A 26,793-nucleotide genomic window follows, 5' to 3' on the forward strand; every position below is an offset into this window, starting at 1 on the left:
AGCCTACCGGCGGTGTCGGACACCCGACTCAGGGCGGCGCGCCATCGGTCCAGACGCGGAGGGCATGGTCCTCGACGCCGAGCAGCGTGCGGCCGTCGTGATCGGTGCGGTAGACCTGCGCGCCGAGCGCCGACAAAAGATCGAGGGTCTCCCGACGCGGGTGCCCGTAGTCGTTTTCCGCGCCGACCGTGATGAGCGCCACGCTCGGCTGCAGAGCCTCGTAGAGGGCCGGCTCCTGGTCAGCGCTGCCGTGGTGGGCGACCTTCAGCACGTCGTATCGTGTCAGCGGCGTACCGCGGAGCAGCGCACGTTGCGGGGCCGCGGAGAGATCGCCAAGGAACAGGGCACGGGGCACTCCTCCCCCGGCGAACTCGGTGACGACGCTCGCATCGTTGCCCGGTGGGAAGGCGACGCTGTCCTTCCGCGGCCAGAGCACTCGCCACGACGCTTGGCCGAGAGCGCCCCGGTCCCCGGCGCCGACCGGACGGAGGGCAGCGCCCGCCCGCGCCAGGTCGTCGAGCACGCGCGTATCGGCGTCATCGGCGGGCGGTCCGTGCAGCACCGTACCCACCCGCCCTTCGAGCACGGCCGCACCCCCGACGTGGTCCGCGTCGAAATGCGTGAGCACGAGCAGATCGATGCGGTCGATGCTCAGCGAGCGGAGGCAGGCATCGAGCGCACCCGCGTCCGGTCCCGTGTCGATGAGCGCGATCGCGTCCTGCGAACGCACCAGGATCGCATCGCCCTGGCCCACGTCGCATGCGGCGATCACCCACCCGTGCGGCGTCACGAGCGGGGCGAGCGGACCGTCGACCAGCACGCGGGAAGCACCGACGGACGCCACAACGATGAGAACGCCGGCCGCCACGCATCGGACGATGGTGAGGACGCCGCCGGACGTCGAGAGCCCCGGCGGACGAGACCGCACCGTCACGACGTCCGGGCGCGCGACCCCCCGGGGGCCCGGCCTTCCGCGGCAGCACACGATGGCGATCGCGACGGTCACCAGCGCAACGAGGGCAGCGCTGCCGAGCCCCGCGGGGAGGAGCACCTGAGCGCCAGGGAGCCCGGAAGTGACATGGGCGACGGCCGCGATCCACGCAGACGGCAGCCAGGCGCACGCCGCGAGCAGATCCGCGACGGGTGGGAGAGGCGCAGCGAGACAGGCGACGAGCCCGATCACCGTCGCGATCGGCGCCGCCGGCTCGGCGAGGAGGTTCGCGACGACCGAGACGAGCGACTGCTGCTCCGCGAACAGCGCGATCACGGGCGCGCACGCGAGCTGCGCCGCCAGGGGCACGGCGATCGCCAGGGCGAGCGGACCGGGTAGCCAGCGTCCGATCCCGTTCGCCAGCGCTGGGGCCAGCAGGATGAGGGACCCGGAGGCCACCGCGGACAGCGCGAATCCCGGCGTCGATGCGAGCCAGGGATCGGCGACGAGGAGCACGGCCACGCACAGGGCCAGGATTCCGGCCCCTGCGCTCGGCCGCCCGACGAGGATCGACAGCATGCCCGCCGCGGCCATCGTGGCGGCCCGGATGACGCTCGGCTCCGGCGTCACGAGCACGACGAAGGCCGCCAGGGCGAGGGCGGCGAGCACGACCCGCAGCGCTCGCGTTCCACCGCTCAACGCCACGATCCCGAACACCGCAGCGACGACGACCGCGCAGTTCGCCCCGGACACGGCGGTGAGGTGGCTGAGACCGCTCGTGCGCATGTCGGCGTCGACGGCGACGGGCACGGCGGTGGTGTCGCCCACCGCCAGCCCCGGGAGGAGTCCGGCGCCGGGTTCGGGGAGCCGCGTCGCGCGCTCGACGAACGAACGGCGGAGGTCGGCTGCGAATCCGAAGACGCCGGGTGCGGACTGTTCCACCGTTCCGGCGGTGACGAAGACGACGAGGGCTGCCCGCTCCCCCGGATCCGTTTCCGCACTCTCACCGGTCACCCGCACCTGCGCGCCGAGGACGAACCCCTCCCCTTCCTCGATGCCGATGCGCACTGGACCGGCCGCCGGCGCCACGGCTCCGGGCGCACCGATGCCGCGCAGCTGCACGTCCATCCACAGACGCCCATCGCGTCCCACGGACGCCGATGACGACACCTGCCCCGCCGCTTCGACGGCTCTGCCTCCCCACGCGTGCACGGCGTCACGGTCCGCGGACTGTACGAGGACGGTGAACGCCACGGCTGCCGCTGTCGCGAGCACCACGATGACCAGTCCCCCGATCGTCGCGACTGCGCGGTGCCGGATCGCGAGCGCGGCGCCGATGACCACCGCGGCTGCCAGGCATCCCCCCACCAGCCACCCCGCCGTTCCCGGCAGGAACACGCAGACCAGGGCCACACCCCAGGCACCGAGCGCCACCGGCAGCAGGCGAAGGTCGCGCGTCATCGCGGATCCCCACTCGGACCCCGGGGACGAACACGGCAGCTCATGCATCCGATCACGCTAGAGTCGCGCTGACTCCCGCTCCGCCCGCCGCGACCGCCGCCGCAGGAGCAGAGGACAACGACCCTGGAAGTCAGGGTGTGGAGGAGCACTTCTCCGATGGCAGAGACCGCCGGCGTCGGAGGCGACCGACGCGGTGACGGCCTCGTCCGAGGCGATTGGGTAGCCTGGGTACTCGCGCGCGGCAGACGCTGCCGCAACGAGGAGGAGAGCGCATGAGTGTCCCGGCCGGGTGGTACGACGATGGTTCCGGGCGCCAGCGGTGGTGGGACGGAGCACGGTGGACGGACGCGTACGCTCCCACTTCAGCTCCGACGAATCCCTCGCCGCCTCATCCCGAGGCGCCGACATACGGGTCGGCCGCCCCGGCGCACCAGGTCCCTGACGCTGCTTCTCGGCCGGCGCCGGTCCTCGGGTTCATCGGGCTGGGCCTGGCCGTCCTCGGCGCCATTCTCGCCTTCATCCCCGTGTTGTTCGTGGTCGGCGCGGTGATCCTGTTCGCCGGGTTCGTCGTGTCGCTGGTCGGGTTGTTCACGAAAAGCGCCGCGAAGTGGCCGTCGATCGTCGGCATGGTCGTGTCGGTCGTCGGCGCCGTGATCGGGGTCATCGTGCTCATCGTGTCGCTCGTGCTGGCCTCCTCGGCGCTGAACGGCGCGTTGCCCGCCGAAAGCGCTCCCTCGGCCAGCGCCCAGCCATCCGACGCGCCGAGCAGCGCCAGTGAGAGCCGTCCGACGCCCGAGGAGATCGGGGCGTCCGCGGAGGAGATCAACCGGTCGAACGGCCTGACGACCTATGACGACATGCCGGACTTCTATCCCTGCGTCGGGCAGTACGTCTACGACTCCGAGTTGTCCGATGAGAGCGTCCAGCTCCTGGTCGACGGACGCGATCCGCTTGAGTCCGAGCGGGAGCTGGCGACCCAGGTGATCACAGATGCCACGCTGACCTGCGATCCCCAGGGGTAGGCGACTCTCACACGCGCACCGCGTCGCGCAGCCCCTCCAGGACCTTCTCCCCGATCCCCGGCACTGCCAGGAGGTCGTCCACCGTGCGGAACCGACCGTTGTCCTCGCGCCACGCGACGATGCGCTCGGCCAGCGCCGGTCCGATTCCCGGGAGCTCCTCCAGAGCGGCCTGATCCGCCGTGTTCAGATCGACCGTCCCGTCGCCGGGAGGCGCAGCCGAGGGGTCGGTGACGGCACCCACGACCGGGACGAGGATCTGCTCCCCGTCCTCGACACGTCGGGCGAGGTTGACCCCCGCGAGGTCGGCAGCATCCGTCGACCCGCCGGCGGCCGCGAGAGCATCGACGACCCGGGAGTCGGTGCGCAGGACGTACAGGCCCGGGCGCACGACTGCCCCGAGCACGTGCACGTAGATCTCCCCGGGCGCGGGCTCGACCGACGCGGAGCTCTCCGCAAGCGGAACGGCCTCGACGGACGACGGTTGGCCCTGCATCAGGCCGAGGCCGACGGCGGTGGAGAGCGCGACGATCGCCAGCACGACCGCCGCGCCGAGCCCGAGGCGGAACCTCCGACGGGCCGGAGGAGGCGGAGGCGGGGACGAGGTCATCCGGTCACCCTAAGCTCCGCGCCCACCGCCTCTCGGCTCCGGGCACAGCAACCGTGAAGACACGCGCAGAAGGGACTCGTCGTGGAGGACAGCCGTTCCCGATCGGGGCCTGGTCCGAGGATCATCCCTTCCCGCACGGCCTCCTCGCACGCCGAGGGCTCAGCCCTTGACGACGATGCTGACGATCTTGGGGGCCCGCACGACGACCTTGACGATCTCGCGATCGCCGGTCGACCGGATGACGCGCTCGTCCGCCCGGGCCATCGCCTCGAGCTCGGCCTCGCCGATGCGTGCCGGCACCTCCAGCTGCGCGCGCACCTTGCCGCCGATCTGCACGACCGCGGTGACGGTGTCCTCGACGAGCAGCGCCGGGTCGGCGGAGCGCCACGACACGAGTCCGACGGACGGCTCGTGCCCCAGGATCTCCCACATCTCCTCCGCGGTGTGCGGGGCGATCAGGTCGAGCATGACGGCGATGGTCTCCGCCGCCTCGCGGACGGCGGGGTCGGCGGCACCGGCAGCGCCGTCGATCGTCTTGCGGGTCACGTTGACCAGCTCCATCAGACGGGCGACGAGCACGTTGAACTTGGTCTGCTCGACCAGGGCGGGCGCTTCGGCGAGCAGCTTGTGCGTCGCACGGCGCAGCGCCGCGTCGCCGCCGTCGAAGACGACGTCGACCGGGCTCGCGACCTCGTGCGCGATCCGCAGGGCGCGCGCGAGGAACTTCTGCGCGCCGGTGGTCGACACATCCGCCCAGTCCTTGTCGTCCTCCACCGGACCGGCGAAGGCCAGACCGACGCGCAGGGCGTCGGCGCCGTGGGCGTCGAGCTCCTCCTGGAACAGCACCAGGTTGCCCTTGCTCTTCGACATCTTCTGTCCGTCGAGCAGCACCATGCCCTGGTTGATCAGGTTCGAGAACGGCTCGGTGAAGTCGATCAGCCCCATGTCGAAGAGGACCTTCGTGATGAAGCGGGCGTAGAGCAGGTGCAGGATCGCGTGCTCGACGCCGCCGATGTACGAGTCCACCGGGGCCCAGCGCGCCGCCTGGGCCGGGTCGAACGCCACCGTGTCGCTGTTCGGCGACAGGAACCGGAGAAAGTACCAGGAGCTGTCGACGAAGGTGTCCATCGTGTCGGGGTCCCGGAGTACCGGGTCGCCCGTCTCCGGGTCGGTCGTGCGCACCCAGCTCTCCGCGCCGCCCAGCGGCGAGGTCCCCTTCGGCTTGAGGTCCAGGCCCTCCACGCTCGGCAGCTTCACGGGCAGCCGCTCCTCGGGAACCGGGATGATCCGGCCGTCCTCGGCGTGCAGCATCGGGATCGGCGTGCCCCAGAAGCGCTGGCGCGAGATCAGCCAGTCACGCAGGCGGTAGTTCTTCGCCGCCCGACCCGTCCCCGTGGCCTCCAGCTGCTCGATGGCGCGCGCGATCGCGTTGCGCTTCGAGAGGCCGTTGAGCGGACCGGAGTTGATCATGCGCCCCTCGCCGGTGAGCGCGACGCCGGTCTTCGCCGGGTTCTGCTCGTCGAGCGCGGCATCCGCATCGATCGGGACGCCGTCCTCGTCCACCTCGATGACCGGCATGGCACCGGTGACCGGAGCAGTGGTGTCGACGACGACCTTGACCGGCAGGTCGAACGCGCGTGCGAAGTCGAGGTCGCGCTGGTCGTGTGCCGGGACCGCCATGACGGCGCCGTGGCCGTAGTCGGCCAGCACGTAGTCGGCGGCCCAGATCGGCAGCTTCTCGCCGTTGACCGGATTGATCGCGTAACGGCCCAGGAACACGCCCGTCTTGGGGCGGTCGGTGGACTGCCGATCGATGTCGGTGGTCTTCTGCACCTCGGCCAGGTAGGCCTGGAAGCGCTCACGCACCTCGGGCTCGGCGTCGGCGGCGAGCTCGGCGGCCAGGTCGCCGTCGGGGGCGACGACGAAGAACGTCGCCCCGTGCAGGGTGTCGGGGCGCGTCGAGAACACCGTCACCGGCTCCTCGCGCCCCTCGATGCGGAAGTCGACGTCGGCGCCGACGGAGCGGCCGATCCAGTTGCGCTGCATCTGCAGCACCTTGTGCGGCCAGAACCCCTCGAGCTGGTTCAGGTCATCGAGCAGGCGGTCCGCGTAGTCGGTGATGCGGAAGTACCACTGGGTGAGCTTCTTCTTGACGACCTCGTAGCCGCAGCGCTCGCAGCGCCCGTCGACGACCTGCTCGTTGGCCAGCACCGTCTGGTCGTTGGGGCACCAGTTCACCGGGCTCTTCTTCCGGTACGCCAGGCCGCGCTCGTACATCTTCAGGAACAGCCACTGGTTCCAGCGGTAGTACTCGGGGTCGGACGTGTGCAGCACCCGGCTCCAGTCGAACGAGACGCCGTACTGCTGGAAGCCCACCTTCTGCTGCGCGATGTTCTGGTACGTCCACTCGCGCGGGTCGGCGCCCTGGCGGATCGCGGCGTTCTCCGCGGGCAGACCGAAGGAGTCCCACCCGATGGGGTTCAGGACGTTGTGACCGCGGTGTCGCCAGAAGCGGGCGACGATGTCGGAGTACAGGTAGTTCTCCGCGTGCCCCATGTGCAGGTCACCGGAGGGATACGGGAACATCGCCAGCACGTAGCGCCGCGGCCGCGTGTCCTCGTCGCCGCCCGTGAGGAACGTCTCGTGCTCCGCCCAGTACTTCTGCCACTTGGCCTGGATGGCGTGCGGCGAGGAGAACTCCTCGTCGACGGGAGCGGTGGACATGTTCTCGGACAACGAACGCACGACCAATCTGAAGGGAACAACGGGATCAGTTCAGGATATCGGAACGCCAGGTGGCGGGCATTTCCGCGCCGAGCGCCGCGAGGGGGGCGCGTGCCTTCGTGGCGACCTCACGCGCCTCGGCTGCGGGAACCGATCCCCAGGTGATCCCGCCACCGGCTCCGACGAACGCGGCCTCCTCGTCCACGACGATGCTGCGGATCACCATCGCGAGGTCGAGCGCACCGTCCACGCCGATGTAGCCGAAGCAGCCGGCGTAGATGTCGCGCGGGCCTCCTTCGAGCTCGTGCAGCTGCGTCATCGCCGACAGCTTCGGCGCTCCGGTCATGCTTCCGGCGGGGAATGCCGCCTCCAGCAGCGCCCCGACCGTGGTCCCCTCCGCGGCCGTGCCGCTGACGGTGCTGACGAGCTGATGCACGGCCGGATAGCTCTCGACCTCCCAGAGCCCTTCGACCCGGATCGACCCCGGCACGCACACCCGGGAGAGGTCGTTGCGCATGAGGTCGACGATCATGACGTTCTCGGCCCGCTCCTTCGGATCCGCGGCGAGCTCTGCGGCGAGCGCGGCATCGGTCGCGGCATCGGCGCCCCGAGGACGGGTCCCCTTGATGGGACGGGTGCGGATGACCCCACCGCCGGCGTGGAGGAACTGCTCGGGGCTGGCGCTGAGGAGCGCACGTCCCCCGATGCGCAGGAATCCGCCATGGTGGGCAGGGGTCGCCGCCCGGAGCCGCTCGTAGACGGCGACGGGGTCGTGGGTCCCTGGCACGGTGAACCGCGTCGTGAGGCAGAGCTGATAGGCGATCCCCGCGTGGATGAGGTCACGGCAGCGCTCGATGAGCTGCTCGTACGCGGCGGGTGTATGGCGGGCCTCGGCGACGTGTCGGTCCTCCACTGCCCGCGGCGTCGGCGTCTCGAGACTGGTGGCGGCCAGGAGACTCTCCAGCCAGCCCTCCCCCTCTTCCTCCGGGGCTAGAAGCCACAGGCGGTGCGCGGCGTGGTCGAACGCCACGGCCCTGGTCACGCGCAGCCACGTCCGGGCTTCCGGCTCCGGGTCGATGGCGACCGGCGCCCCCGCGCGCGCGGCTCCGCTCTCGTAGTCCCGCCAGCCGACCCATCCCCCGCGGAACGGCGGCATCCCCGCCTCGACGGACCCGGCATCCAGGCGCACGTCCTCCGGGAACGGTTCGGCGACGCCGGTGCCAAGGAAGCTCCATCCCTCGACGGCGTCAGCGCCCGCATCGAGCCAGAACACGTCCGACCGCCGCGCCGCGAGCGCCGGGAAGAGACGCTCCGGAGCCACCCAGGACGGCAGCGGTCGGGAGCTCAGGCGGTCGGGCACCTTTCCAGCCTAGGACCGGGCCGCTCCCGTATCCTCATGGGGTGGACGACCTCCTGCTCTGGCTCCTCGACACCGTGCAGTCGATCGATCCGGTCACGCGCACGCTGGTCGCAGGTCTCGCCGTCATGCTAGAGACGAGCATCCTCATCGGCCTCATCGTCCCGGGCGACACGATCGTCATCATCGCCTCGATGGGCGTCGCCACCCCTCTGGAGGGCATCGCGATGGGTGTGGCCGTCGTCGTTGGCGCCCTCATCGGAGAGAGCATCGGCTTCTGGCTCGGCCGTTGGCTCGGCCCCTACATCCGTGCCTCCTGGCTCGGGCGGCGGATCGGGGAGCACAACTGGGTCCGCGCGGAGAACTACCTCGCGCGACGCGGCGGCATCGCCATCTTCCTCTCCCGCTTCCTCCCTGTCCTCCACTCCCTCGTCCCTCTCACGGTCGGGATGAGCGAGTACCCCTACCGGCGCTTCCTGGCCTGGACGACCCCGGCCTGCATCATCTGGGCCTCGGCCTACGTGAGCGTGACCTCACTGGCGGCCGGGAGCTTCCGTGAGCTCGTCGACCGCGTGCACTTCGCGGGCTACCTGTTCGTCGGGGTCATCGCCCTGTTCCTCGTGCTCGCCTACCTGGGCAAGCGGCTGCTGCACCGCCTGGAAGCTCGTCATCTGGAGGCCCCTGCGGCGGAGTCCGACGCCGACGTGAAAGACTGAGGCAATGGCCCCCGCACCCCCGGCGCCCAGGATCCACTGGTTCGCCCGTCTCGAGCACCGCCTGCACGTGTGGCGCGAGGGACGAGCGCGCCGCCGCGGCCGGAACGCCACCGTGCTGCCTTTCCCGGGCTACGGCGGCCCCGGGTGGGTCCGCGTGCTCTGTCGCGTCCTGATCGTCCCGCCGCAGCGCCCCGGTCGCGACGGGGAACCGGCGAGCATCCGCGGCTGGCGCAGCTTCGTCGGCATCCCCGTGGGCTTCGCCTCGGTCGACGTGCATGTCGGCGACAGCACGCATCGGGTGGTCGCCGACCGCGGCGGCGTCATCGACACCGTCATCCGCGCCGAGCTCGACCCCGGCTGGCAGACCTTCACGATCACTGTCGAGGGGCAGGAGCCCATCGAGGCCCGGGCCTTCGTCGTCGCGGAGGCCACCCGGTTCGGTGTCGTGTCGGACGTCGACGACACCGTCATGGTCACGGCGCTCCCCCGCCCTTTCATCGCCTTCTGGAACTCGTTCGTCGTCGACGAGCACGCACGCATTCCTGTGCCCGGGATGGCGGTTCTGCTCGATCAGCTTCTCCGGCAGCACCCCGGCGCCCCCATGATCTATCTCTCCACCGGCGCCTGGAACGTCGCCCCCACCCTGTCGCGGTTCCTCGGTCGGCACCTCTTCCCCGCCGGCTCGCTGCTGCTGACCGACTGGGGTCCCACGCACGACCGCTGGTTCCGCAGCGGTCGCGAGCACAAGCTCACGAATCTCCGTCGGCTGGCCACCGAGTTCCCGGACGTCAAATGGCTGCTGATCGGCGACGACGGCCAGCATGACGAGGCCATCTACACGCAGTTCCAGGAGGAGTACCCGGATTCCGTCGCGGGTGTCGCGATCCGACGGCTGCTGCCCGCGGAGGCGGTGCTCGCCGGCGGTCGCGCCGAGATGGAATCCCATGACGCGGACGAGGCTCCGTGGGTGAGCGCAGAGGACGGCGCTGGCCTCCGCGACCAGCTCGGCGATGCGGGCATCCTGCGCTGACATGATCCTCAGGCGTGACGACTGGCTGCAGCGCGAGGACGCGCATCGGCAACGGGCCGACGCGCTGACGGCGGAGCACCGAGACCGTGTGGCGCGCAGCGAGAAGCACCCCGTGTGGGACTTCCTCTTCACCTACTACGGCTATAAGCCCGCACAGCTCCGGCGATGGCACCCGGGGGCGGGCGTGGAGTTGCAGGACGCATCCGAGCGAGTGACATGGCGCTGGTACTCCCCCGGGATCACACCCGGCGGCGCGATCCCCGACGCCCAGCGCTTCGCCGCCGAGAAGCCGGAGCTCGCTCGCCTCGTCTCGCTGATGCTGCGCCGCACCGGCTCCCGGCCCGGGCAGTTCGGCTGCTTCGGCCTGCACGAGTGGGCGATGGTCTACCGTGCCGCGGAGCATCGGCATGCCGTCCCCCTGCGGCTCGGGCAGGAGGGCACGGACGCGGTGGTCGAGGGCCACGATCTCCGCTGCACGCACTTCGACGCCTTCCGGTTCTTCACTCCGGAGGCGGCGCCTCGCAACCGCGCGGCACTGACGAGAGAGGATCAGCCGCTCCTCGAACAGCCCGGCTGTCTGCACGCCGGCATGGACCTGTACAAGTGGGCGATGAAACTCGGCCCGCTCATTCCCGGAGAACTGCTACTGGACGCGTTCGAGCTGGCGCGCGACATCCGACTGCTCGACATGCAGGCCGCCCCGTACGACCTGTCGGCGTGGGACGTCGAACCGGTACGCATCGAGACGCCGGAGGGCAAGGCCGAGTACGTCCGGCGCCAGCGTGGTTTCGCAGACCGCGGCGCCGGCCTCCGCGCCGCCCTCCTCACCGCCTGGCTCGGCCCGGACGAGCGCGCCGCAGCCTGAGCGTCAGCGGACGGCGCAGTCCCCGCAGACCGCCCACGACGACGACGCTGCGGCGAGCTGCAGCCGCAGGGCGAGCACTCGGGTCGCCGCGTCCTCCAGTCGCTCGGCGGGGAGCGTCCCGGCGTCGACGGCCGCGGCGATCCCCGCGGCCATCTCGGTCGCGGTCTGCGCCGTGGACCCCGCGATCATGAGCACGAGGTCGTTGCCGGCTGCGACCGCGGCGACGCCGTTCGCGACGGGGTCGGCGTAGGCCGGATCCCCCGAGGACAGCAGCATGCCGAGGTCGTCCGTCACGGCCACGCCGTCGAACCCGAGCTCTTCTCGCGCGATGCGATGCCACTCGGCGGAGAGCGACGCCGGACGGGAGTCCACGGCGGTGTACGCGAGATGGCCGTACATGAGCAACGAGGCGCCGGCTTCGATGCCGGCGGCGAACGGGACGCCGTCCGCTTCGCGCCAGGCGGCCTTCGTCATGCTGGTGCTCGGGATCGCGTGATGGGAGTCGCCCGGTGCCGCTCCGTGCCCGGGGAAGTGCTTGAGCGTGGACGCGACGAAGTGCTCCTGGCCCTCCGTCGCGGCGGCGGTGCGAGCGGCGGCACCCTCCGGATCGGCGCCGAGGGCCCGGGCGAAGATGAACGAGCCGGGGTCCGCGGGGACGTCGGCGACGGTGCCGAAGTCGACAGTGATCCCGGCGCGGGCGACGAGCGCGCCGCGCGCGGCGAACGCGGCCTCCGTCTCGTCCACCGGGCGATTCTTCAGCATCGGCGACGCCGCGTACGTGTCCCACGGCAGTCTCGACACGATGCCGCCCTCCTGATCCGCCGCGATCAGCGGCGGGAGCGCGGGATCGATCGCCAGTGCTGACGTCAGCGTGCGGAGTTCCGCTTCCGTGGCCGGGATGTTGCCGCCCATGAGGATGAACCCTCCGAGCCCCGACTTCATGTAGTCATGCAGCGCTGCCGGATCGGTCCCGCCGATGTGTCCCATCACGATGGATGACGCCTGATCCGCGGTGCTCATGTCCGCGACGAGGGCGGCGGCCTGCTCTCGGAACGCGTCCGGTTCTGCGGCCTGCACCGACACCGCCTCTGCAGCGGGCTCCGGGCTGGACTGTGCAGCCGCCGACACGCAGGCACCTCCCGTGAGGGCAAGCAGGACGAGTGCAGCGCCGACGCCCCGCCGCACCCGTGACCGGCCCTGCTTCATCGCTCTCAGCGTGCGATCGCCTCGGCGATCGGAACCGAAGTCTCCTCATCGCCGTTGCCGAAGCGGATCGTGCGCCCGATCGTGCCCGGGTCCTCCAGGGTCGCGACGATGACTGCCGCGACGTCGGCGCGCGAGACCTCGCCGCGCCCCTCCGGATCGATGCGGATGCGTCCGGTCGGGTCGTCGAAGGTCAGCGTGCCGGGGCCGAGGATCGTCCCGTCGAGGCCGGAAGCGCGGAGGTGCTCGTCGGCAGCCCACTTCGCATCGGCGTATGGGAAGAAGGAGTCCTCTTCCGGGACTCCGTGGTCGGCCGTGGACCCGATCCACGACACCAGGACGTACCGCCGCACACCGGCGCGCTCGGCCGCGTCCATGGTCCGCTCCGCCGCGTCCCGGTCGACGGCGTAGGTGCGCTCGGGGCTCCCACCCCCGGCGCCCGCCGACCACACCACCGCGTCATGCCCGCGGATGATCTCGGTGAGGGCGTCGACGTCCATGGTCTCGATGTCGGCCACGAGCGCGATCGCGCCACCCTCCTCCACCTCGGACACGTGATCGGGGTTCCGGATCACCCCTGTGACCTCGTGACCGCGGGCGACGAGGAGCGGGGCGAGCAGCAGGGCGATGCGGCCGTGGCCGCCGAAGACGAGGATGCGCGACATGTCTTCACCCTACGCGCCCTCACCGACGTCAGTCCGGGATCTGCGAACTGTCGATGACGAAGGCCTGAGGGTGCGCGGGCAGGTACCGCACGACCACGGGCGCTCCGCTCGGGAGCCACGCGTCACGGTCCGGGTACACGGCCGGAGTGAAGAAGTCGCTCTCCAGCGTGTACTCGGTGCCATCCGCGGCCGTGAACGTCACCCAGTCGCCGTCCACCGTGCCGGTGGTGGGACGGCCGTTCTCGAAGATGTACGCGCGGGTCACCGGCACACCGGTCAGGCTCAGGATGCCGATGATGAGGGAGCCGAGCATCACGAAGGCCAGGACGCGGAAAAGCACGCGGACCGCGGCGCCGCCGATGCTGCCCCTGGATCGCGTGCCCGCCGGAACCAGACCCTCCCGCTCGCGTACCGCCCGCAGCGAGCCGCCGGCAGTCACGCCTCGCGCGGACATCGCGAACAGCCCGAGGATCGAGAACGCCGCGATGAAGACCATCGCATAGCCGTGCGCGGCGGGGAAGTTCACCAGCCACATCAGCGTGTCGAGGGGGTTCATCGTGCCGCCTCCTTCTCGATGGTGACGGCGACCGTGTGCGGATCCTCCCGCTGGTAGAACGCCCAGATCGGCGCTCCCACCTGCAGGCGCGACACGGCCTGCGGGTAGACGAACACGGTGGTGTCGGCCTCCCACGGCTCTGCTCCCTCGGGGGCAACGAGCACCGTCAGCGCGAGCTCGCTCTGCCCCTCACGGCGCCGCCCGGTCGGACGCACCCCCACCACGGACGCGGGCACCTGGATCCCCGTCGTGCGCGCGCGGACCTGGGACGGGTCGATGAGGCCGCGGTCGATGCGCCACTGCAGCATCGCCTCCCGGACGCTCGGGTCGCTGAGGTCGGCGAGCTCGACCGTGTCGGGGTCATCCACGTTGTAGCGGACGGGGACGGGCTGCCCGACCTGCAGGGCTCCGACGTCGCCGGCGTCGAGCAGCATGCGCAGCTGTCCGATGAAGTCGTCGCCGATGCTGGGGCTGACCCGGATGAAGAGGTCGTACTGCGGGACGTCGTTCACGGTGACGCCGGTGCGGGACATCTCGACGATGGTGCCGACACCGATCTGCGCCGGCCCGCGGAGCTTCTTGCGCCGTGCCAGACCCGACATCGATCCGCCGAAGGTGAGCAGCAGGCCCCAGGCGACGCCGATCACGATCGGTCCGCCCGGGCCGTCGTCGCTCGCGAAGGGGAGGATCGACTCGCGCTGGTTCACACCGAACAGGCCTTCCCCCACCCACACCACGAGCCACGCGGAGAGCAGCAGCCAGACGACGGTCAGGACGATGCGCAGCATGCCTCCCAGCGTATCCACAGGATGCGCCGGACGACGAAACGATCAGGACGAGACCGCGGCTCCCGTCATCGCGAGCGCGCGGACGACACCGGCCGCCGCGGCCCGCCCCGCCCGGTTCGCACCGATGGTGCTCGCAGACGGGCCGTACCCGACGAGCTGCACCCGGGGGTCGGCCACCGCCGTCGTACCGCGGCCGCCGCGGTCGAGCTGGATTCCGCCCGCGGCACTGCGCAGGTGGAGCGGGGCGAGGTGGCCGATGGCCGGCCGGAACCCCGTCGCCCACAGGATCACGTCCACCCGCTCGAACGATCCGTCGGCCCAGCGCACGCCGTCGGGCTCGATGCGCTGGAAGAGCGGTCGACGGTCGGCATAGGCCCCGAGGCGCTCCGCTTCGCGTTCTTGCGGTCGCAGCATGAGACCCGTGACACTGACCACGCTCTCCGGGGGCAGGCCGGCCGCCACGCGCTTCTCGACGAGCGCGACCGCGGCGGCCCCGGCCTCCGGCGTGAAATCGTCGTCGCGCCAGACGGGTGGGCGTCGGGTGACCCAGAGGGTCTCGGTGAGCGGAGCGAGGGCACCGAGGAACTGCACGGCGGACGCACCGCCGCCGACGACCAGCACCCGCTTGCCGAGGAAGTGCTCGGGGCCCGGGTAGTCGACGGTGTGGAACTGCTCTCCGAGGAACGTCTCCATCCCCGGATAGTGCGGGAGGAAGGGTTGCGTCCAGGTGCCCGTCGCGTTGACGAGGGTGCGGGTGCGCCACTCCCCCTCGTCGGCCTGGACGACCAGGACGCCGTCGTCATCGTGGACCCGGCGGACGTGCACCGGCCGCAGCACCGGCAGCTCATGGGCCTTCTCGTACGCGGCGAAGTACTCCGGTACCGCGATGTTGGCCCGCCGCTCGTCCCGCGGCGGCGCGGTGTCGCCCGGGAGCTCGGCGACCCCGTGCACGTCGCGCATCGTGAGGGCGTCCCACCGGTGCTGCCACGCTCCCCCGGCGCGAGCATCGGCATCCAGGACGACGTGCTCGATCCCGCGGCGGCGCAGGTGGAACGACGCAGACAGCCCGGCCTGGCCGGCGCCGATCACGATGCTGTCGAGAGTGCTCACGGTGGATCGAACGTCGTGGGTCCTCCGGATGTTCCTCGGGCCCCGACGCGCCCGGGTGGCCCGTCCCGATTGGTGCGGATGCGGATTCGTGTAGTAGTGTTTTCACGTTGCCTGGAGCACTCCGGAGCAGCGTCTGGGCCTGTGGCGCAGCTGGTAGCGCACCTGCATGGCATGCAGGGGGTCAGGGGTTCGAGTCCCCTCAGGTCCACGAAAAACCCCTGGTTCTCCAGGGGTTTTCGTGTTTCTACGGACCACCGTTTCGAGGCCGCTCACGACTTACTCACGTTTTTCGACGAGTTCTGACTATCTCGGACGAAAAGCAACGAGAGCCCACGTGCACACGAGGGCCGAGGCGCCGCGCATGTAGTGCGCATAGCCGGCTGAGGGGCCTGGTCAGTTCCCAGGCCCCCGCACCAACCTTGTTCCGAACTTGCAGATCGTGTTGTTCGGCCCCGTCCACGCACAGGGGACCAGGAAGTTGGATGCCACGCCCGACAAGGTCCCTGAGTACCTGTGCTCCTTGAGCTTGGTCGTCGCGACCGATCTAGACAAGGCAATGGCCGTTGAGAAGCCCCCGCTGAGCCCGCTTGTCAGATCAGTGATCGAGAACTTCCCCTCACAGTACGTGGCGCAGGATGCGATCACATGCCAGCGGTATACGCCGTTGCTGGCAGTGACCGAGATCGATCCACCCGTGCCCGGGTACAACCCCCGAGGGGAAGTGACGGCGCGGCCGCCGGCGTCTCCACGACGCAGGTCGGCCAGGTCTCCAGGCTCATCGGGCACGGTGCAATGGCAACGGCGCAAGCCACAACGCCCGCCTCATGACCACCACCACCCGAATGCCACGTGCCAGATGCAACTCGGTCCCCGCGCCGTCCGCGATGTAGTTTCAGCTGTCCCCCTCCGGAGCGTCGGCGGGTTGGCGTGTCCGGGTGACTCGGTGCCAGATGCAGGAGTATGCCTGGGGCTGCACTAGCCGTCGTTCCGTGATCTTGATCACTGAGCCACAGCGCGGTTGCTGCCTACCGTGGCAGTCCGGAACGTCCGGAGAAAGCGGTACACACCTCATGAACAGAATCACCTCGCGTCTCCTCTCCACTGCTGCTGTGGGTCTTGTCGCGGCCTCGATCGTCGCCATCGCGCCCGCTGCGCAGGCTGTCGAGCCCTCGGGCGAACTCGTCGGCACCTGGGTCGAGCACGAAGTCACCGCCAAGATCGTCGATAACACGTTCAAGGTGCGCCCCGGCTCGAGCTATACGTTCGACATCGTCATCACCAACTCCGGGGCCGAGACGGAGACGGTCGATATCGACCAGCGCTTCATTACCCCCGGACGCGCCACAGTGACAGACCCGGGCTCCCTGGTCGAGGGGGCAAGCGGCCTGACCGGACAAGTCACGGTCGGCGCCGGTGAGACAGTCAGTGTGCCGGTGACCGTCAAGGCCTACAGCGGCATCGGTCATTTGGTCAACCACGTGCGTATCCAATCATCCGACAACACGAACTCGTGGCTCGCCTGGGATACGAACATCATCACCAACCTCTGATGACAACTGTGGTGGCGTCGCTCGCGGCGTCACCACAGCCGTCGAGCCGGAGCAGTGCAATGCAGCGACGTCGCCGATGTGGACCATCGATAGCGTTCGTCGACCTCGGCGAGGAGCAGCTCGGCGAGCAAGCCCCGGTAGGAGAGCTGCTCACGGTCGGCGTAGGAGAGGGCGTCGTTCATGACAGATCGCATCGTGGGCAGTCTGAGCCTGCGGCAGGCGGCGTCGACCGCGGCCGTCGAGGCTTCTTCAGTGAGTCCTCGCCGCCCGCGCAGCGTTGTCGGCGTCTGGGTGGTGAATGCAGGGGTCATGCGGTGTTTGCTCCTACATCGGTGGTGTCGACCGTGAGTTTCGCGGCGCGTTTTGGTTGCAGATGTTCGTAACGGTCCATTGGCGGCAACGGCCTCGTGTCTCGCGGAAGCCCGGCGATCACCGCGGCAGGGTCCATCAGCCGACGTTGCGAGAGGGAGACGACCTCCGGGAGCTTTTCCGCCGTCCCATGCGAGGCCGGCGCGGTTTCGCGGTATTGAGCGTCAGCGGGGCGGGCTTCTTGACGACGTCGGCGGGCGCACCTTCTACGTGGCGTCCACGATCCGTGCGGTGACCTCATGTCCTTGGAATGTCCCGACGAGCTCTCCACGCATCTCCGCCGCACTTGCGGCTGGGGCGATAGCCAGGAGGGAGACCGCCGCGAGGGCTGCGGATGCGATGGGGAGGATGCGTGTCGAGAACTTGTTCAGTGTTGCTGCCGTTCTCCGATTGCATGGACTGCCACCGTACGCGGAGAACTATGGTCCGTTCAGTGACAGACGTCGCAGAGCGGCAGCAGTATTTCGGGTATCGCATCACAGTTCGTGACTTGTGTCGTCTCATCCGGTGAGCACACTCAGTCAAGTACACGCGCCACCGAGGGCTCCGCGGCGGCCGGTGAGGAACACCCCTTTGAGCCGAAGAGAGTTCGACTGCCTCCGAGACACCGATCTTTTTGTGGATCTCAGTGCTCAAGAGTTCGCGGCATTAGACGAGCAGTTGCTGCAGCGAGCGTTCAAGCCAGGCGAAACTGTTCTCGACCCAGTGCGTGAGCGGGATCTGTTGTTTGTGCTTCGGACCGGGCGGGTGCGCGTGTTCCGGACGAGCGGTCAAGGCAGGGAACTCACCGTGGCGATTCTGGGGCAAGGATCTGTGTTCGGGGAGATGCCCTTGTTGGGGCAACGCATGGGCGACAACGTCGTCGAGGCTCTTGATGACACAGAGGTCTGCGTCATCAACTCGCGGCACGTGAGGGAACTCCTCATCGCCGACCCTCGCATCGCATTTCGGCTCCTTTCTATTGTCAGCGAGCGCATCGGGTGGTTGGAAGCACGTCTCGCTGAGGTGACATTCAGTCCGGTGCCGTTGAGACTCGCCCAAACGATACTTACGGTTGGGGAGCGCCGACGGTGCGGAGGCCTGCTGGTCCGTATGACGCACGCACAGATCGCCAATCTCATAGGCGCGTCCAGAGAGAGCGTCAGCCGCGCACTCAGTCAGCTAACCGGGTTGGGATTAGTCATGCCCGGACGTGCCCGCTTGGTCGTCCCGAGCGCGACGAACCTGGCCGCGTATGCGCGGAGCCTAGAGGGATAGCGTCCCGACCCGGGGACTGTTCCCCGGGTCCGCCAACACAAGGCGGGGTGCCGAGCTGCCGGGCGGTCCCCGACGCAATGCCTGCTTGATGCCAACCGACGAGAACAGAACATGACCCGGCCGCGTCATATCGATGTGGTGGGTGGTCCCGTCCGTCATTAGCCGATCCCGTATCTTCGGATCGCATCGTCCCGACCCGCGCAAGCGACCGCGGTTCAAGCTGGTGAGGATCGTGCGCCCACCGACGCATCTTCTCAATGATGCGGTTCGCTTCGGCGAGAGCTTCCTTGCTGGAGTCGCCTTGGACTCGTTCGATCCGGAGCATCAGGTTCGTAGTGCGAAGGCTGCAGTGCCCGCAGCTACGTCATCGTGGCTCGTTTGCGGTGGCCGTGGTACGACGCCCCACGATCCCGCCTCGATCGTCCCATCCCGGCATGCTCGCTGCGAGCCATCGGCGCGACGCACATATTTTTGTATCCTGTCCAATAATCGGATTGCCTTTCGGCTCAGACCAGCTCGGGCCGTGTCCGATGACGAAAGGACGACAAGCAGATGAGACGCAGCGTGAAGATCGTGGTGACTCTGGCCCTGATCTCCCTGGGGTTCGCCGGACTCCCCGCCCCCGCCCAGGCGACAAGTGCATGGGAGGGCACCTGTCGAAGCACTCCTGCCGGGAACATGACGTACGCGTCGTCATACGTCCTCGGGCCGTCCAGCGATATCGACGCGCGCAGCGTGCAGGAGATGCTGTCGTCCCGATTCGCGGAGATCTTCCAAGGCGACGGATCGATCATCGCCGGCTCTCCCGCCGAGATGCCGCGGAACGGCGAGAGCATCGCTCTCCACATTGCGGGAATCGGTCGATTCGACGTCGTCCTCCGGGACCAGTGGTATCTGCCCCAACGCAACAACTTCGGATGGCGGTTCGAGTCCGCACCTGGCTCTGTCGACCCCGCACCCTCATCGACGGTGTTCGACTTCTTCGACCGCTACGACGGGGCTTTCGTCATGACCGTCAACGCGAGCATCTCTGGGCGCACCTGCGCCAGCCCGTACCTGGAAGCGGTGTTCGGAGCATGGCGGTCGGTCTCCGATCGCATCGCACGTGCGACAGCCGCCTCCTGACCCTGCCCCGCGGACGGCGCCCGGATCGACAGCACGGACGCCGACCGCGCGGCTGTCCGCGGCGACGACGGCTGACCAGCACGGCGCGAAAGGGCACCGCCTCCTCACGGAGGGGTGCCCTTTCTCACGCGGAGCCGGCTCAGGTGGCCAGCAGAGGCGGGCGAGACGGGATCGCGATGGGTCGCGTGGCCCGGCTGGCACCCTGCATCCGCTCGACCTCCTCCAACACCTCGAACGCCGTGCCGTAGCGGATCGCCAGCGGAAGATCGCGTAGCCACGTGACCTCGACCTCGGTGTCGGCGAGCTCGTAGACGCAGGCGACGACATGGCGCGGGTCGTTCTGGGGATAGCGCAGGTCGTTGATCACCCACTCCGACGGCGTGATGCGGTGAAGCACGAAACGGGGATCAGGAACTTCTGACATCAGTCGGCCCTCCAGGACTCTCTGATGACGAGCCTCCGATACCCCGCCAGGGAAGGGAAGGGCCTTGACACCCTCACGAGGAGGTGCAGGAGAATGGGGTGATTGACTCGCTCAGCCCTGCGGACGCACCGTGAGATCCGTGAGGTGCGCGTCCCGCGGGAGATCCAGCGCCGCGAGGATCGTCGTCGCCACGGCTTCCGGTGTGATGAACCGGGCCGCGTCGTACTCCTGACCTTCCTGCTGGTGTACGCGCTCCTGCATGGGCGTCGCCGTGCGCCCGGGATAGACCGATGTCACCCGGAGGCCGTGCTCGGCCTCTTCCTGCCGGAGCGCGTCCGCGAGAGCTCGCAGGCCGTGCTTCGAAGCCGCGTAGGCCGACCACCCCGGGCTCGCCCGGAGCCCGGCGCCGGAGTTCACGAACACGACGTGCCCCCGCGAGACCCGGAGCACGGGCAGCAGAAGCCGGGTGAGCTCCGCCGGGGCGACGAGATTGACGGCGAGCTGCTGGTCCCAGAGCGCCGGGGTGAGCTCCCCCACCGTTCCGAGGTCGACGACCCCGGCCGCGTGCACCAGGGAATCGATGCGATCGGGCAGGCTCTGCTTCGAGAGCGCCCACGAGAGGCGTCCCGGCTGCGCGAGATCGCCGACCAGGGTCGAGACCCCGGGGAGCTGCTCGGCGATCTGTCGCGCTCGTCCCGCATCGCGCGCGAGCACCACGACGTCGTCGCCGCGCTCCACGAGCCGTCGGGCGAGGGCCGCGCCGATCCCCGAGCCCGCACCGGTCAGCAGGTGCGTGGCCATGTCAGGCGTTTTCGGCCGACGCCCCGGCGACCTCGATCGGGACGACCGGGCAGTCCTTCCACAGGCGCTCCAGACCGTAGTAGACCCGCTCCTCCTGGTGGAAGACGTGGACGATGAGGTCGCCGAAGTCCAGCAGCACCCACCGCGCCTCGGCACGCCCCTCTCGGCGCACGCGCTTGTGTCCGGACTCGACGAGACGGTCCTCGATCTCGTCGGCGATGGCGGCGACGTTCCGCTCGCTGTTGCCGGTCACGAGGAGGAAGATGTCCACGAGCGGAAGCGGTTCGGAGACGTTCAGCGCGACGAGGTCCTCACCGCCCTTGGCCACGGCGGCTTCGGCGGCGATGCGCAGCATCTCTTCGGCGGTTTCGGGTGATTGCATCAGAAGACGTTTCCTGTGAAGGCGATGACCAGGGCCGTGCCCAGACCCAGCGCGAGGGCGCCCGCGACGATGGCGGCGATCAGCATGAGCCGGTTGCCCTTCTCGGGTGCCGGCGGACGGATCACCTCGCCGGCGGGCTTGATGGTGCTGACGGCGGAGCTCGCCGCGATCGGAGTGGGGGAAGACGCGGGCGGGAGCTCACCGTCGATGAGGACGGCGTCGACCTCTTTGCCGTCCGTCGTTCCGTGGGCGTGCCCCTGCGAGCCGAGTCCCTTCGGCAGCTCGTACGACCCCGTGACGAGGATCTCGCCGGTGGAGGCGACCGGACCGGAGAGAGACCCCTCGCCGGCCGACGGGGTAAAGATCAGCGCGTTCGGGGCCGAGTGCTGGGTGCCCCCCGAGTCGTTCGAGGTGAGCAGCTCGTCGAAGGAGGGGCGGAAGGGTGCCGGCTCGGCGGGCGCCTCGTCCTGCAGCACACCCTGACCAAATGTCGGACTGACGGTCGGACGCTCCCCCTGGTCGACATCGCTCTCGGGGTCCTCATCCAGGAGGTCTTCCCCCTCGGCGGCGTCCTCCTGGCTGACGCCGAGTGCGACGGCGGGATCCTCCGGCTCGGGCTCCGGGGTCTGCGCGTACTCGTCGGCGAGGGGCACCTCTCCGACCGTGTCGGCGGCCTCCGCCGCGCTGACGGGCTCCGCGACGACCTCGTCATCCATGTCGTCGTCGCCGGAGGCGTCGGACTGCACCGCCGGCTCTTCCACCGGCCGCTGCTCCGGTGCGCCGACGGCGGGAACCGGGACTGTCTTGATCTTCTCCTGCTCCCGTGCCTGACGCCGGGTGAGCGGCGCGGCCTCAGGATCGACAGGAGTGCCGGCGACCGGGGCGGGCGGGATGACCACGGGCTCGGCAGCGCGGGGCAACGGCTGGGCAGGAGGAGCGGACTCCGCGGCGGCCTTCGCCTCTTCCTCGCTGATGATCGGGGTGGATCCCGTCAACCGGATCTCCCGCAGCTGCTTCCGCGTCAGCGGACCTCGCTGATCCGATGTGCTCATGCCTTGCTCCGATACAGATGATGCTTCGCGATGTACTGGACGACCCCGTCGGGGACGAGGTACCAGACCGGTTGATCGTCGCGGACGCGGTCGCGACAGTCCGTCGACGATATGGACAGCGCCGGCACCTCGAGCTGGCTGACGTCGTCGCTCGGGAGGCCGTCGATGCTCAGAACGTGTCCTGGGCGGGAGACCGCGACGAAGTGGGCCAGTTCCCACAATTCATCATGGTCTCTCCAACTGAGAATTTGCGCCACGGCGTCCGCCCCGCTGATGAAGAACAGCTCGGCGTCCGGGCGCTGCTCCTTGAGGTCGCGGAGCGTGTCGATCGTGTACGTCGGACCCGCGCGGTCGATGTCCACGCGGCTCACCGTGAACTGCGGGTTGGAGGCCGTCGCGATGACTGTCATCAGATAGCGATGCTCACTCGGCGTGACGTCGGCCTTCTGCCAGGGACGACCCGTCGGGACGAACACCACCTCGTCGAGATCGAACGAGTGCGCGACCTCGCTGGCGGCGACCAGATGGCCGTGATGGATCGGATCGAAGGTCCCGCCCATCACGCCGATGCGCGGTGCGCGCGTGGTCGCGGTGCTCATGAGGGCCTAGTGGCCGTGTCCCGCCTCGTGGTCCTTGCCGTGCTTCGCCGCCCAGGCCTCCGCCTTCGCCGAGTGGCGGTTCGCGACGTTCTTGTACGACAGCGTCACGAGACCGAGAGCGGCGAACACGATCGCGGCGATGACTCCGAAGATCACCGTGTCGAGAGCCACGTTGCCGTAGTGCTCGGTCTCTGCGGCGGCCATCGCGATCTGTGCGACGAGGTTCATCCTGACTCCGTTCGTGGCGTGCTGTCTCGGGGGTCCTGTGGGGATACAGCGTCCCCCAGTCTAGCCCTCACCCGCGGGTCTGACCTGCCCCACGCGCGAGCCATTTCGTACTGGTCAGCTCGGAGAGCCCCATCGGACCCCGCGCATGCAGCTTCTGCGTCGAGATGCCCACCTCGGCACCGAAGCCGAACTCGGCCCCGTCCGTGAACCGTGTGGAGGCGTTCACCATCACCACGGCGGAGTCCACCTCGGCCAGGAACCGCTCTGCGCTGCGGGAGTCGGTGGTGACGATGGACTCCGTGTGCCCCGTGCTGTAGCGCCGGATGTGGTCCAGGGCGTCGTCGAGGCTGTCGACGACCTTCATCGCGACGTCCAGGCTCAGGTACTCGGTCGCCCAGTCCTCGTCGGTCGCCGGGATGATGTTGGCCACGAGTCCTGCGACCACGTCGTCGCCGTGGATCGCCACTCCCTCACTCATGAGGGCGCTCGCGACGAGCGGGATCAGCCGCGGTGCGGCCTGCCGGTGCACGAGAACGGTCTCGACCGCGTTGCACACGCTCGGGCGCTGCACCTTGGCATTCACGACGATGTCGGACGCCCAGTCGTCCGGGGCGCTCTCGTCGAGCAGGATGTGCACGTTCCCCGCGCCCGTCTCGATGACAGGCACCGTCGACTCCGTCACCACCGTCTCGATGAGGCCGGCGCTGCCGCGCGGCACGAGGACGTCGATGAGGCCGCGACCGTGCATGAGCGCCTTCGCCCCGTCCCGCCCGAAGTCGTCCACGGTCTGGATCGCCTCGGGCGTCACCCCGGCCTCGCCGAGGGCGGAGCGCATGACGTCGACGAGGACGGTGTTGGAGTGGAGTGCCGCGCTGCCTCCGCGCAGGACGACCGCGTTGCCCGAGCGCAGGGCGAGGGCGGCGATGTCGACGGTGACGTTGGGTCGCGCCTCATAGATCGCCCCGACCACGCCGAACGGCACGCGCACCTGTTCGAGAGCCACGCCGTTCGGCATCCGGTGCCCGCCGACGACGCGACCCACCGGGTCGGGCAGCGCCGCCACATCGCGGACGGCGGCTGCGAGGGCGGAGACCCTCTTCTCGTCCAGACGGAGGCGGTCGACGAGAGACTCGCCGATGCCGTCCTCACGACCCCGCTCGACGTCCTGCTGGTTCGCCTCGATGATCCGGGCGGCATTAGCCTCGAGGGCGACGGCGATGGCTTCGAGTGCCCTCGCCTTGTCATCGCTCGTGAGGGCGGCGGTCGCCCGCGAGGCCTCCTTGGCCCGCTCCAGGCGCGTCTGAGGGGTGAGGTCGGTCATCCGCCCAGTCTAGGAGGTGGCGGGCTCGAACCAGGTCCCGATGTCGGCGCCCGCCAGGGCCTGGGAGACGAGGTCAGCGCTGGTGACCAGGACCCCGATACCCGAGGCCGCCGCGAGTCGGGCGGCGGAGACCTTCGTGGCCGCTCCCCCGGTGCCGACGCTGTTGACGACCGTGGCGCCGAACTCCAGCCCGGAGAGGTCCGCGTCCGGAGCGATGACGTCGAGGGGCTCGGCGCCGGGGTCGCTCGGCGGCCGCGTGTACAGCGACTCGATGTCGCTGAGGAGGATGAGGGCGTCGGCCTCGATGAGCTGCGCGACGAGGGCGCCCAGCCGGTCGTTGTCGCCAAACCGGATCTCCTGCGTGGCGACCGTGTCGTTCTCGTTCACGATCGGAAGGGTTCGCAGACCCAGAAGGCGCTCCATGGCCCGCCGCGCGTTCGAGCGCGACGTCGGGTTCTCGAGGTCTCCGGTGGTGAGCAGCACCTGACCGGCGACGATGTCGAAGGGGCGCAGCGCTTCCTGGTAGCGGTAGACGAGGATGTTCTGGCCGACCGCCGCCGCGGCCTGCTGCGTGGCGAGGTCGGTGGGTCGCGCGTCCAGATGGAGGAACGGGATACCGGAGGCGATCGCTCCCGACGACACGAGCACGACCTCTGCTCCGCGGGCGTGTGCCTCCGCCAGGGCTTCGACGATCACCGGGATGCGCCAGGAGGACTCGCCGCTGATGGACGACGAGCCCACCTTCACGACGATCCGCGTCGCCGTCGCGAGATCGGCGCGCGTGCGTGCGGTCACGCCTCGTCCTCGCGGTACGTGGCGAGCCGCTCCGCCTCCAGCTCGGCGCGCGCCTGCGCCTTCGCGTCCATGCGCTCGTAGTACTGCTCACGACGCTCGGATGTGGTCCGGCGCGCGTTCGGCGCCAGACGCGGGTCGGTACCTCGGGGCGCCGTCATGAGCTCGGCGGCGGAGCTCATCGTCGGCTCCCAGTCGAAGACGATGCTGTCACCCTCGCCGATCACGACGGTCGAGCCCTGCACGGCGCCGAGACGGAAGAGCTCGTCCTCGACGCCGAGCTTCTCCAGACGGTCGGCGAGGTAGCCCACGGCCTCCTCGTTCTGGAAGTCGGTCTGCTGCACCCAGCGCACCGGCTTCTCGCCGAGGATGCGGTAGATGTTGCCGTACGTGCCACCCTCGACGCGGATGGTGAACGGCTTCACGGAGCCCTTCGGGCGGATGACGACGCGCTCGCGCGGCGCCTCGACCGCCGTCTCCTTGCGGTGCTGCTCGACCAGCTCGCCGAGAGCGAGCGTGAGGGGGCGCAGCCCCTCGTGCGAGACGGTGGAGATCTCGAACACCCGGAATCCGCGAGCCTCCAGATCCGGCCGCACGAGATCGGCGAGGTCACGCGCCTCCGGCACGTCGACCTTGTTCAACGCCACGAACTGGGGACGCTCCAGCAGAGGCGTCTGCCCCTCCGGCACTTCGTACGCGGCCAGCTCGGCGAGGATGACGTCGAGGTCGGAGATGGGGTCGCGGTTCGGCTCCAGCGTCGCGCAGTCGAGCACGTGCAGGAGGGCGGAGCAGCGCTCCACATGGCGCAGGAACTCGAGTCCGAGCCCGCGACCCTCGCTCGCGCCCTCGATGAGGCCGGGCACATCCGCGACGGTGTAGCGGAAGTCCTCCACCTGGACCACGCCGAGGTTCGGGTGCAGCGTCGTGAAGGGGTAGTCGGCGATCTTGGGCCGCGCAGCCGAGATCGCACCGATGAGGCTCGACTTGCCCGCGGACGGGTAGCCGACGAGTGCCACGTCGGCTACGGTCTTGAGTTCGAGGACGACGTCGCCCTCGAATCCCGGGGTGCCGAGCAGGGCGAAACCCGGAGCCTTGCGCTTGGGGGTCGCCAGGGCGGCGTTGCCCAGGCCTCCCTGACCGCCCGCGGCCACGACGAAGCGCTCACCGGGCTCGATCATGTCGATCAGGACATCGCCGTTCGTGTTCTTGACCACGGTGCCGACCGGGACGGGAAGCTCCAGCGTCTCGCCGTCGAAGCCGGAGCGGTGGTCGCCCATGCCCGGTCCGCCGTTGCCCGACGAGCGGTGCGGCGAGTGGTGGTACGACAGCAGCGTGCCGGTCTGCGTGTCGGCGACGAGGACGATGTCGCCGCCGTCGCCCCCGTTCCCGCCGTCCGGGCCGCCGAGGGGCTTGAACTTCTCCCGGTGCACGGAGACGCAGCCGTTGCCGCCCTTGCCTGCACGCAAGTGCAGTGTGACGGTGTCGACGAACGTGACCATGTGGGAGTCCTTCGGTTGCTCAGGGTGCCTGACGGCAGATACACGGACGGGGCGAGCCGAAGCCCGCCCCGAACCGGATGTTTAGCGTGGTGCTGTGATCACTCAGCAGCAGCGACGATGTTGACGACCTTGCGGCCGCCCTTCGCGCCGAACTCGACCGCACCGGCGGCCAGAGCGAACAGCGTGTCGTCGCCACCACGGCCGACGTTGGCGCCGGGGTGGAAATGCGTGCCGCGCTGGCGGACGATGATCTCGCCGGCGAGGACCTGCTGACCGCCGAAGCGCTTCACGCCGAGGCGCTGTGCGTTGGAGTCACGACCGTTACGGGTGGAGCTTGCGCCCTTTTTGTGTGCCATGTC

27 protein-coding genes and 1 tRNA gene are annotated in these 26,793 nt (G+C 69.5%); 8 read left to right on the forward strand and 20 right to left on the reverse strand.

Annotated elements, in window-relative coordinates; translation table 11 throughout:
* Positions 1 to 28 precede the first annotated feature (28 nt).
* A complete protein-coding gene (locus BK819_RS13035; protein WP_083391790.1) occupies positions 29 to 2,392 on the reverse strand; it encodes a ComEC/Rec2 family competence protein in 2,364 nt (787 codons plus the stop codon).
* Positions 2,393 to 2,664: 272 nt separating this feature from the next.
* On the opposite strand from BK819_RS13035, the gene BK819_RS16920 reads away from it, so the two are divergent.
* On the forward strand, positions 2,665 to 3,414 hold the full coding sequence (locus BK819_RS16920; RefSeq protein WP_071329525.1) for a DUF2510 domain-containing protein: 750 nt from the start codon (positions 2,665 to 2,667) through the stop codon (positions 3,412 to 3,414).
* 7 nt (positions 3,415 to 3,421) lie between these two features.
* Here the strand turns inward: BK819_RS16920 and BK819_RS13045 are convergent, their stop codons facing one another.
* From BK819_RS13045 to BK819_RS13055, 3 genes are all read right to left on the reverse strand, one after another.
* Positions 3,422 to 4,021, reverse strand: coding sequence for a ComEA family DNA-binding protein (locus BK819_RS13045; RefSeq protein ID WP_071329526.1), 600 nt, complete (start codon positions 4,019 to 4,021; stop codon positions 3,422 to 3,424).
* Between the two features lie 159 nt (positions 4,022 to 4,180).
* A complete protein-coding gene (gene leuS, locus BK819_RS13050; RefSeq protein ID WP_143049303.1) occupies positions 4,181 to 6,745 on the reverse strand; it encodes a leucine--tRNA ligase in 2,565 nt (854 codons plus the stop codon).
* A 46-nt stretch (positions 6,746 to 6,791) separates the two neighbouring features.
* A complete protein-coding gene (locus tag BK819_RS13055) occupies positions 6,792 to 8,105 on the reverse strand; it encodes an anthranilate synthase component I family protein (RefSeq protein ID WP_071329527.1) in 1,314 nt (437 codons plus the stop codon).
* 41 nt (positions 8,106 to 8,146) lie between these two features.
* On the opposite strand from BK819_RS13055, the gene BK819_RS13060 reads away from it, so the two are divergent.
* Genes BK819_RS13060 through BK819_RS13070 form a run of 3 tightly spaced genes read left to right on the forward strand, consistent with a single transcriptional unit; the run spans position 8,147 to position 10,713 of the window.
* Positions 8,147 to 8,818 (forward strand): DedA family protein, encoded by a 672-nt coding sequence (locus BK819_RS13060; RefSeq protein WP_025104953.1) that lies wholly within the window; start codon positions 8,147 to 8,149, stop codon positions 8,816 to 8,818.
* Between the two features lie 4 nt (positions 8,819 to 8,822).
* Positions 8,823 to 9,848: an App1 family protein gene (locus BK819_RS13065; RefSeq protein WP_071329528.1), complete on the forward strand. Its 1,026-nt coding sequence runs from the start codon at positions 8,823 to 8,825 to the stop codon at positions 9,846 to 9,848.
* Between the two features lies 1 nt (position 9,849).
* Complete coding sequence (locus BK819_RS13070) at positions 9,850 to 10,713, forward strand: 3-methyladenine DNA glycosylase (protein WP_083391791.1); 864 nt, start codon at positions 9,850 to 9,852, stop codon at positions 10,711 to 10,713.
* A 3-nt stretch (positions 10,714 to 10,716) separates the two neighbouring features.
* Here the strand turns inward: BK819_RS13070 and BK819_RS13075 are convergent, their stop codons facing one another.
* The 5 genes from BK819_RS13075 to BK819_RS13095 all read right to left on the reverse strand — a co-directional run bounded on the left by BK819_RS13075 (position 10,717) and on the right by BK819_RS13095 (position 15,035).
* Positions 10,717 to 11,841 (reverse strand): glycoside hydrolase family 3 N-terminal domain-containing protein, encoded by a 1,125-nt coding sequence (locus BK819_RS13075; RefSeq protein WP_256209469.1) that lies wholly within the window; start codon positions 11,839 to 11,841, stop codon positions 10,717 to 10,719.
* Between the two features lie 83 nt (positions 11,842 to 11,924).
* On the reverse strand, positions 11,925 to 12,581 hold the full coding sequence (locus BK819_RS13080) for an SDR family oxidoreductase (RefSeq protein WP_071329531.1): 657 nt from the start codon (positions 12,579 to 12,581) through the stop codon (positions 11,925 to 11,927).
* Between the two features lie 28 nt (positions 12,582 to 12,609).
* On the reverse strand, positions 12,610 to 13,137 hold the full coding sequence (locus BK819_RS13085) for a DUF3592 domain-containing protein (protein WP_071329532.1): 528 nt from the start codon (positions 13,135 to 13,137) through the stop codon (positions 12,610 to 12,612).
* Positions 13,134 to 13,925: a hypothetical protein gene (locus tag BK819_RS13090; RefSeq protein ID WP_071329533.1), complete on the reverse strand. Its 792-nt coding sequence runs from the start codon at positions 13,923 to 13,925 to the stop codon at positions 13,134 to 13,136. The genes BK819_RS13085 and BK819_RS13090 overlap by 4 nt, the downstream gene beginning before the upstream one ends.
* Before the next feature lie 42 nt (positions 13,926 to 13,967).
* Positions 13,968 to 15,035 carry an NAD(P)/FAD-dependent oxidoreductase gene (locus BK819_RS13095; protein ID WP_071329534.1) on the reverse strand — a complete coding sequence of 356 codons (1,068 nt, stop codon included), beginning with the start codon at positions 15,033 to 15,035 and terminating at the stop codon, positions 13,968 to 13,970.
* 135 nt (positions 15,036 to 15,170) lie between these two features.
* On the opposite strand from BK819_RS13095, the gene BK819_RS13100 reads away from it, so the two are divergent.
* A tRNA-Ala gene (locus BK819_RS13100) sits at positions 15,171 to 15,243 on the forward strand.
* 862 nt (positions 15,244 to 16,105) lie between these two features.
* Positions 16,106 to 16,585 (forward strand): hypothetical protein, encoded by a 480-nt coding sequence (locus tag BK819_RS13105; protein WP_143049304.1) that lies wholly within the window; start codon positions 16,106 to 16,108, stop codon positions 16,583 to 16,585.
* Between the two features lie 29 nt (positions 16,586 to 16,614).
* Here BK819_RS13105 and BK819_RS17125 read toward each other — a convergent pair whose 3' ends face one another.
* A complete protein-coding gene (locus BK819_RS17125) occupies positions 16,615 to 16,779 on the reverse strand; it encodes a hypothetical protein (protein WP_177173844.1) in 165 nt (54 codons plus the stop codon).
* 748 nt (positions 16,780 to 17,527) lie between these two features.
* On the opposite strand from BK819_RS17125, the gene BK819_RS13110 reads away from it, so the two are divergent.
* Together BK819_RS13110 and BK819_RS13115 are read left to right on the forward strand one after the other, a co-directional pair.
* Entirely contained in the window at positions 17,528 to 18,211 is a 684-nt protein-coding gene (locus tag BK819_RS13110; protein ID WP_071329536.1) for a Crp/Fnr family transcriptional regulator, read from the forward strand.
* A 552-nt stretch (positions 18,212 to 18,763) separates the two neighbouring features.
* Positions 18,764 to 19,336 (forward strand): hypothetical protein, encoded by a 573-nt coding sequence (locus BK819_RS13115; RefSeq protein ID WP_071329537.1) that lies wholly within the window; start codon positions 18,764 to 18,766, stop codon positions 19,334 to 19,336.
* Between the two features lie 139 nt (positions 19,337 to 19,475).
* Here the strand turns inward: BK819_RS13115 and BK819_RS13120 are convergent, their stop codons facing one another.
* The 10 genes from BK819_RS13120 to rpmA all read right to left on the reverse strand — a co-directional run bounded on the left by BK819_RS13120 (position 19,476) and on the right by rpmA (position 26,790).
* On the reverse strand, positions 19,476 to 19,733 hold the full coding sequence (locus BK819_RS13120) for a hypothetical protein (RefSeq protein ID WP_231919629.1): 258 nt from the start codon (positions 19,731 to 19,733) through the stop codon (positions 19,476 to 19,478).
* A 138-nt stretch (positions 19,734 to 19,871) separates the two neighbouring features.
* Positions 19,872 to 20,561 carry an SDR family oxidoreductase gene (locus BK819_RS13125; RefSeq protein ID WP_071329538.1) on the reverse strand — a complete coding sequence of 230 codons (690 nt, stop codon included), beginning with the start codon at positions 20,559 to 20,561 and terminating at the stop codon, positions 19,872 to 19,874.
* A 1-nt stretch (position 20,562) separates the two neighbouring features.
* A complete protein-coding gene (gene rsfS / locus BK819_RS13130; RefSeq protein ID WP_071329539.1) occupies positions 20,563 to 20,943 on the reverse strand; it encodes a ribosome silencing factor in 381 nt (126 codons plus the stop codon).
* On the reverse strand, positions 20,943 to 21,995 hold the full coding sequence (locus tag BK819_RS13135) for a hypothetical protein (protein ID WP_071329540.1): 1,053 nt from the start codon (positions 21,993 to 21,995) through the stop codon (positions 20,943 to 20,945). The genes rsfS and BK819_RS13135 overlap by 1 nt, the downstream gene beginning before the upstream one ends.
* On the reverse strand, positions 21,992 to 22,594 hold the full coding sequence (nadD, locus tag BK819_RS13140) for a nicotinate-nucleotide adenylyltransferase (protein WP_082749995.1): 603 nt from the start codon (positions 22,592 to 22,594) through the stop codon (positions 21,992 to 21,994). The genes BK819_RS13135 and nadD overlap by 4 nt, the downstream gene beginning before the upstream one ends.
* Before the next feature lie 6 nt (positions 22,595 to 22,600).
* Positions 22,601 to 22,822: a hypothetical protein gene (locus tag BK819_RS13145; RefSeq protein ID WP_071329541.1), complete on the reverse strand. Its 222-nt coding sequence runs from the start codon at positions 22,820 to 22,822 to the stop codon at positions 22,601 to 22,603.
* 67 nt (positions 22,823 to 22,889) lie between these two features.
* Entirely contained in the window at positions 22,890 to 24,143 is a 1,254-nt protein-coding gene (locus BK819_RS13150) for a glutamate-5-semialdehyde dehydrogenase (RefSeq protein WP_071329542.1), read from the reverse strand.
* Between the two features lie 9 nt (positions 24,144 to 24,152).
* Positions 24,153 to 24,938 carry a glutamate 5-kinase gene (gene proB, locus BK819_RS13155; protein WP_071329543.1) on the reverse strand — a complete coding sequence of 262 codons (786 nt, stop codon included), beginning with the start codon at positions 24,936 to 24,938 and terminating at the stop codon, positions 24,153 to 24,155.
* Entirely contained in the window at positions 24,935 to 26,434 is a 1,500-nt protein-coding gene (gene obgE, locus BK819_RS13160; protein WP_071329544.1) for a GTPase ObgE, read from the reverse strand. The genes proB and obgE overlap by 4 nt, the downstream gene beginning before the upstream one ends.
* Positions 26,435 to 26,532: 98 nt before the next feature.
* Positions 26,533 to 26,790, reverse strand: a complete 258-nt coding sequence (gene rpmA / locus BK819_RS13165; protein ID WP_025104972.1) for a 50S ribosomal protein L27 — start codon at positions 26,788 to 26,790, stop codon at positions 26,533 to 26,535.
* Positions 26,791 to 26,793: the final 3 nt, after the last annotated feature.

This window comes from Microbacterium sp. LCT-H2, from assembly GCF_001866135.1.
Taxonomy (GTDB): Bacteria; Actinomycetota; Actinomycetes; order Actinomycetales; family Microbacteriaceae; genus Microbacterium.

What these genes read in the sequence shown, in the direction of transcription:
- BK819_RS13035 (WP_083391790.1), bottom strand. Translation starts at nt 2,392, where the DNA reads ATGACGCGCGACCTTCGCCTGCTGCCGGTGGCGCTCGGTGCCTGGGGT.
- BK819_RS16920 (WP_071329525.1), top strand. Translation starts at nt 2,665, where the DNA reads ATGAGTGTCCCGGCCGGGTGGTACGACGATGGTTCCGGGCGCCAGCGG.
- BK819_RS13045 (WP_071329526.1), bottom strand. Translation starts at nt 4,021, where the DNA reads ATGACCTCGTCCCCGCCTCCGCCTCCTCCGGCCCGTCGGAGGTTCCGC.
- leuS (WP_143049303.1), bottom strand. Translation starts at nt 6,745, where the DNA reads ATGTCCACCGCTCCCGTCGACGAGGAGTTCTCCTCGCCGCACGCCATC.
- BK819_RS13065 (WP_071329528.1), top strand. Translation starts at nt 8,823, where the DNA reads ATGGCCCCCGCACCCCCGGCGCCCAGGATCCACTGGTTCGCCCGTCTC.
- BK819_RS13070 (WP_083391791.1), top strand. Translation starts at nt 9,850, where the DNA reads ATGATCCTCAGGCGTGACGACTGGCTGCAGCGCGAGGACGCGCATCGG.
- BK819_RS13080 (WP_071329531.1), bottom strand. Translation starts at nt 12,581, where the DNA reads ATGTCGCGCATCCTCGTCTTCGGCGGCCACGGCCGCATCGCCCTGCTG.
- BK819_RS13085 (WP_071329532.1), bottom strand. Translation starts at nt 13,137, where the DNA reads ATGAACCCCCTCGACACGCTGATGTGGCTGGTGAACTTCCCCGCCGCG.
- BK819_RS13090 (WP_071329533.1), bottom strand. Translation starts at nt 13,925, where the DNA reads ATGCTGCGCATCGTCCTGACCGTCGTCTGGCTGCTGCTCTCCGCGTGG.
- BK819_RS13105 (WP_143049304.1), top strand. Translation starts at nt 16,106, where the DNA reads ATGAACAGAATCACCTCGCGTCTCCTCTCCACTGCTGCTGTGGGTCTT.
- BK819_RS17125 (WP_177173844.1), bottom strand. Translation starts at nt 16,779, where the DNA reads ATGCGATCTGTCATGAACGACGCCCTCTCCTACGCCGACCGTGAGCAG.
- BK819_RS13115 (WP_071329537.1), top strand. Translation starts at nt 18,764, where the DNA reads ATGAGACGCAGCGTGAAGATCGTGGTGACTCTGGCCCTGATCTCCCTG.
- BK819_RS13125 (WP_071329538.1), bottom strand. Translation starts at nt 20,561, where the DNA reads ATGGCCACGCACCTGCTGACCGGTGCGGGCTCGGGGATCGGCGCGGCC.
- rsfS (WP_071329539.1), bottom strand. Translation starts at nt 20,943, where the DNA reads ATGCAATCACCCGAAACCGCCGAAGAGATGCTGCGCATCGCCGCCGAA.
- BK819_RS13135 (WP_071329540.1), bottom strand. Translation starts at nt 21,995, where the DNA reads ATGAGCACATCGGATCAGCGAGGTCCGCTGACGCGGAAGCAGCTGCGG.
- nadD (WP_082749995.1), bottom strand. Translation starts at nt 22,594, where the DNA reads ATGAGCACCGCGACCACGCGCGCACCGCGCATCGGCGTGATGGGCGGG.
- BK819_RS13145 (WP_071329541.1), bottom strand. Translation starts at nt 22,822, where the DNA reads ATGAACCTCGTCGCACAGATCGCGATGGCCGCCGCAGAGACCGAGCAC.
- BK819_RS13150 (WP_071329542.1), bottom strand. Translation starts at nt 24,143, where the DNA reads ATGACCGACCTCACCCCTCAGACGCGCCTGGAGCGGGCCAAGGAGGCC.
- obgE (WP_071329544.1), bottom strand. Translation starts at nt 26,434, where the DNA reads ATGGTCACGTTCGTCGACACCGTCACACTGCACTTGCGTGCAGGCAAG.
- rpmA (WP_025104972.1), bottom strand. Translation starts at nt 26,790, where the DNA reads ATGGCACACAAAAAGGGCGCAAGCTCCACCCGTAACGGTCGTGACTCC.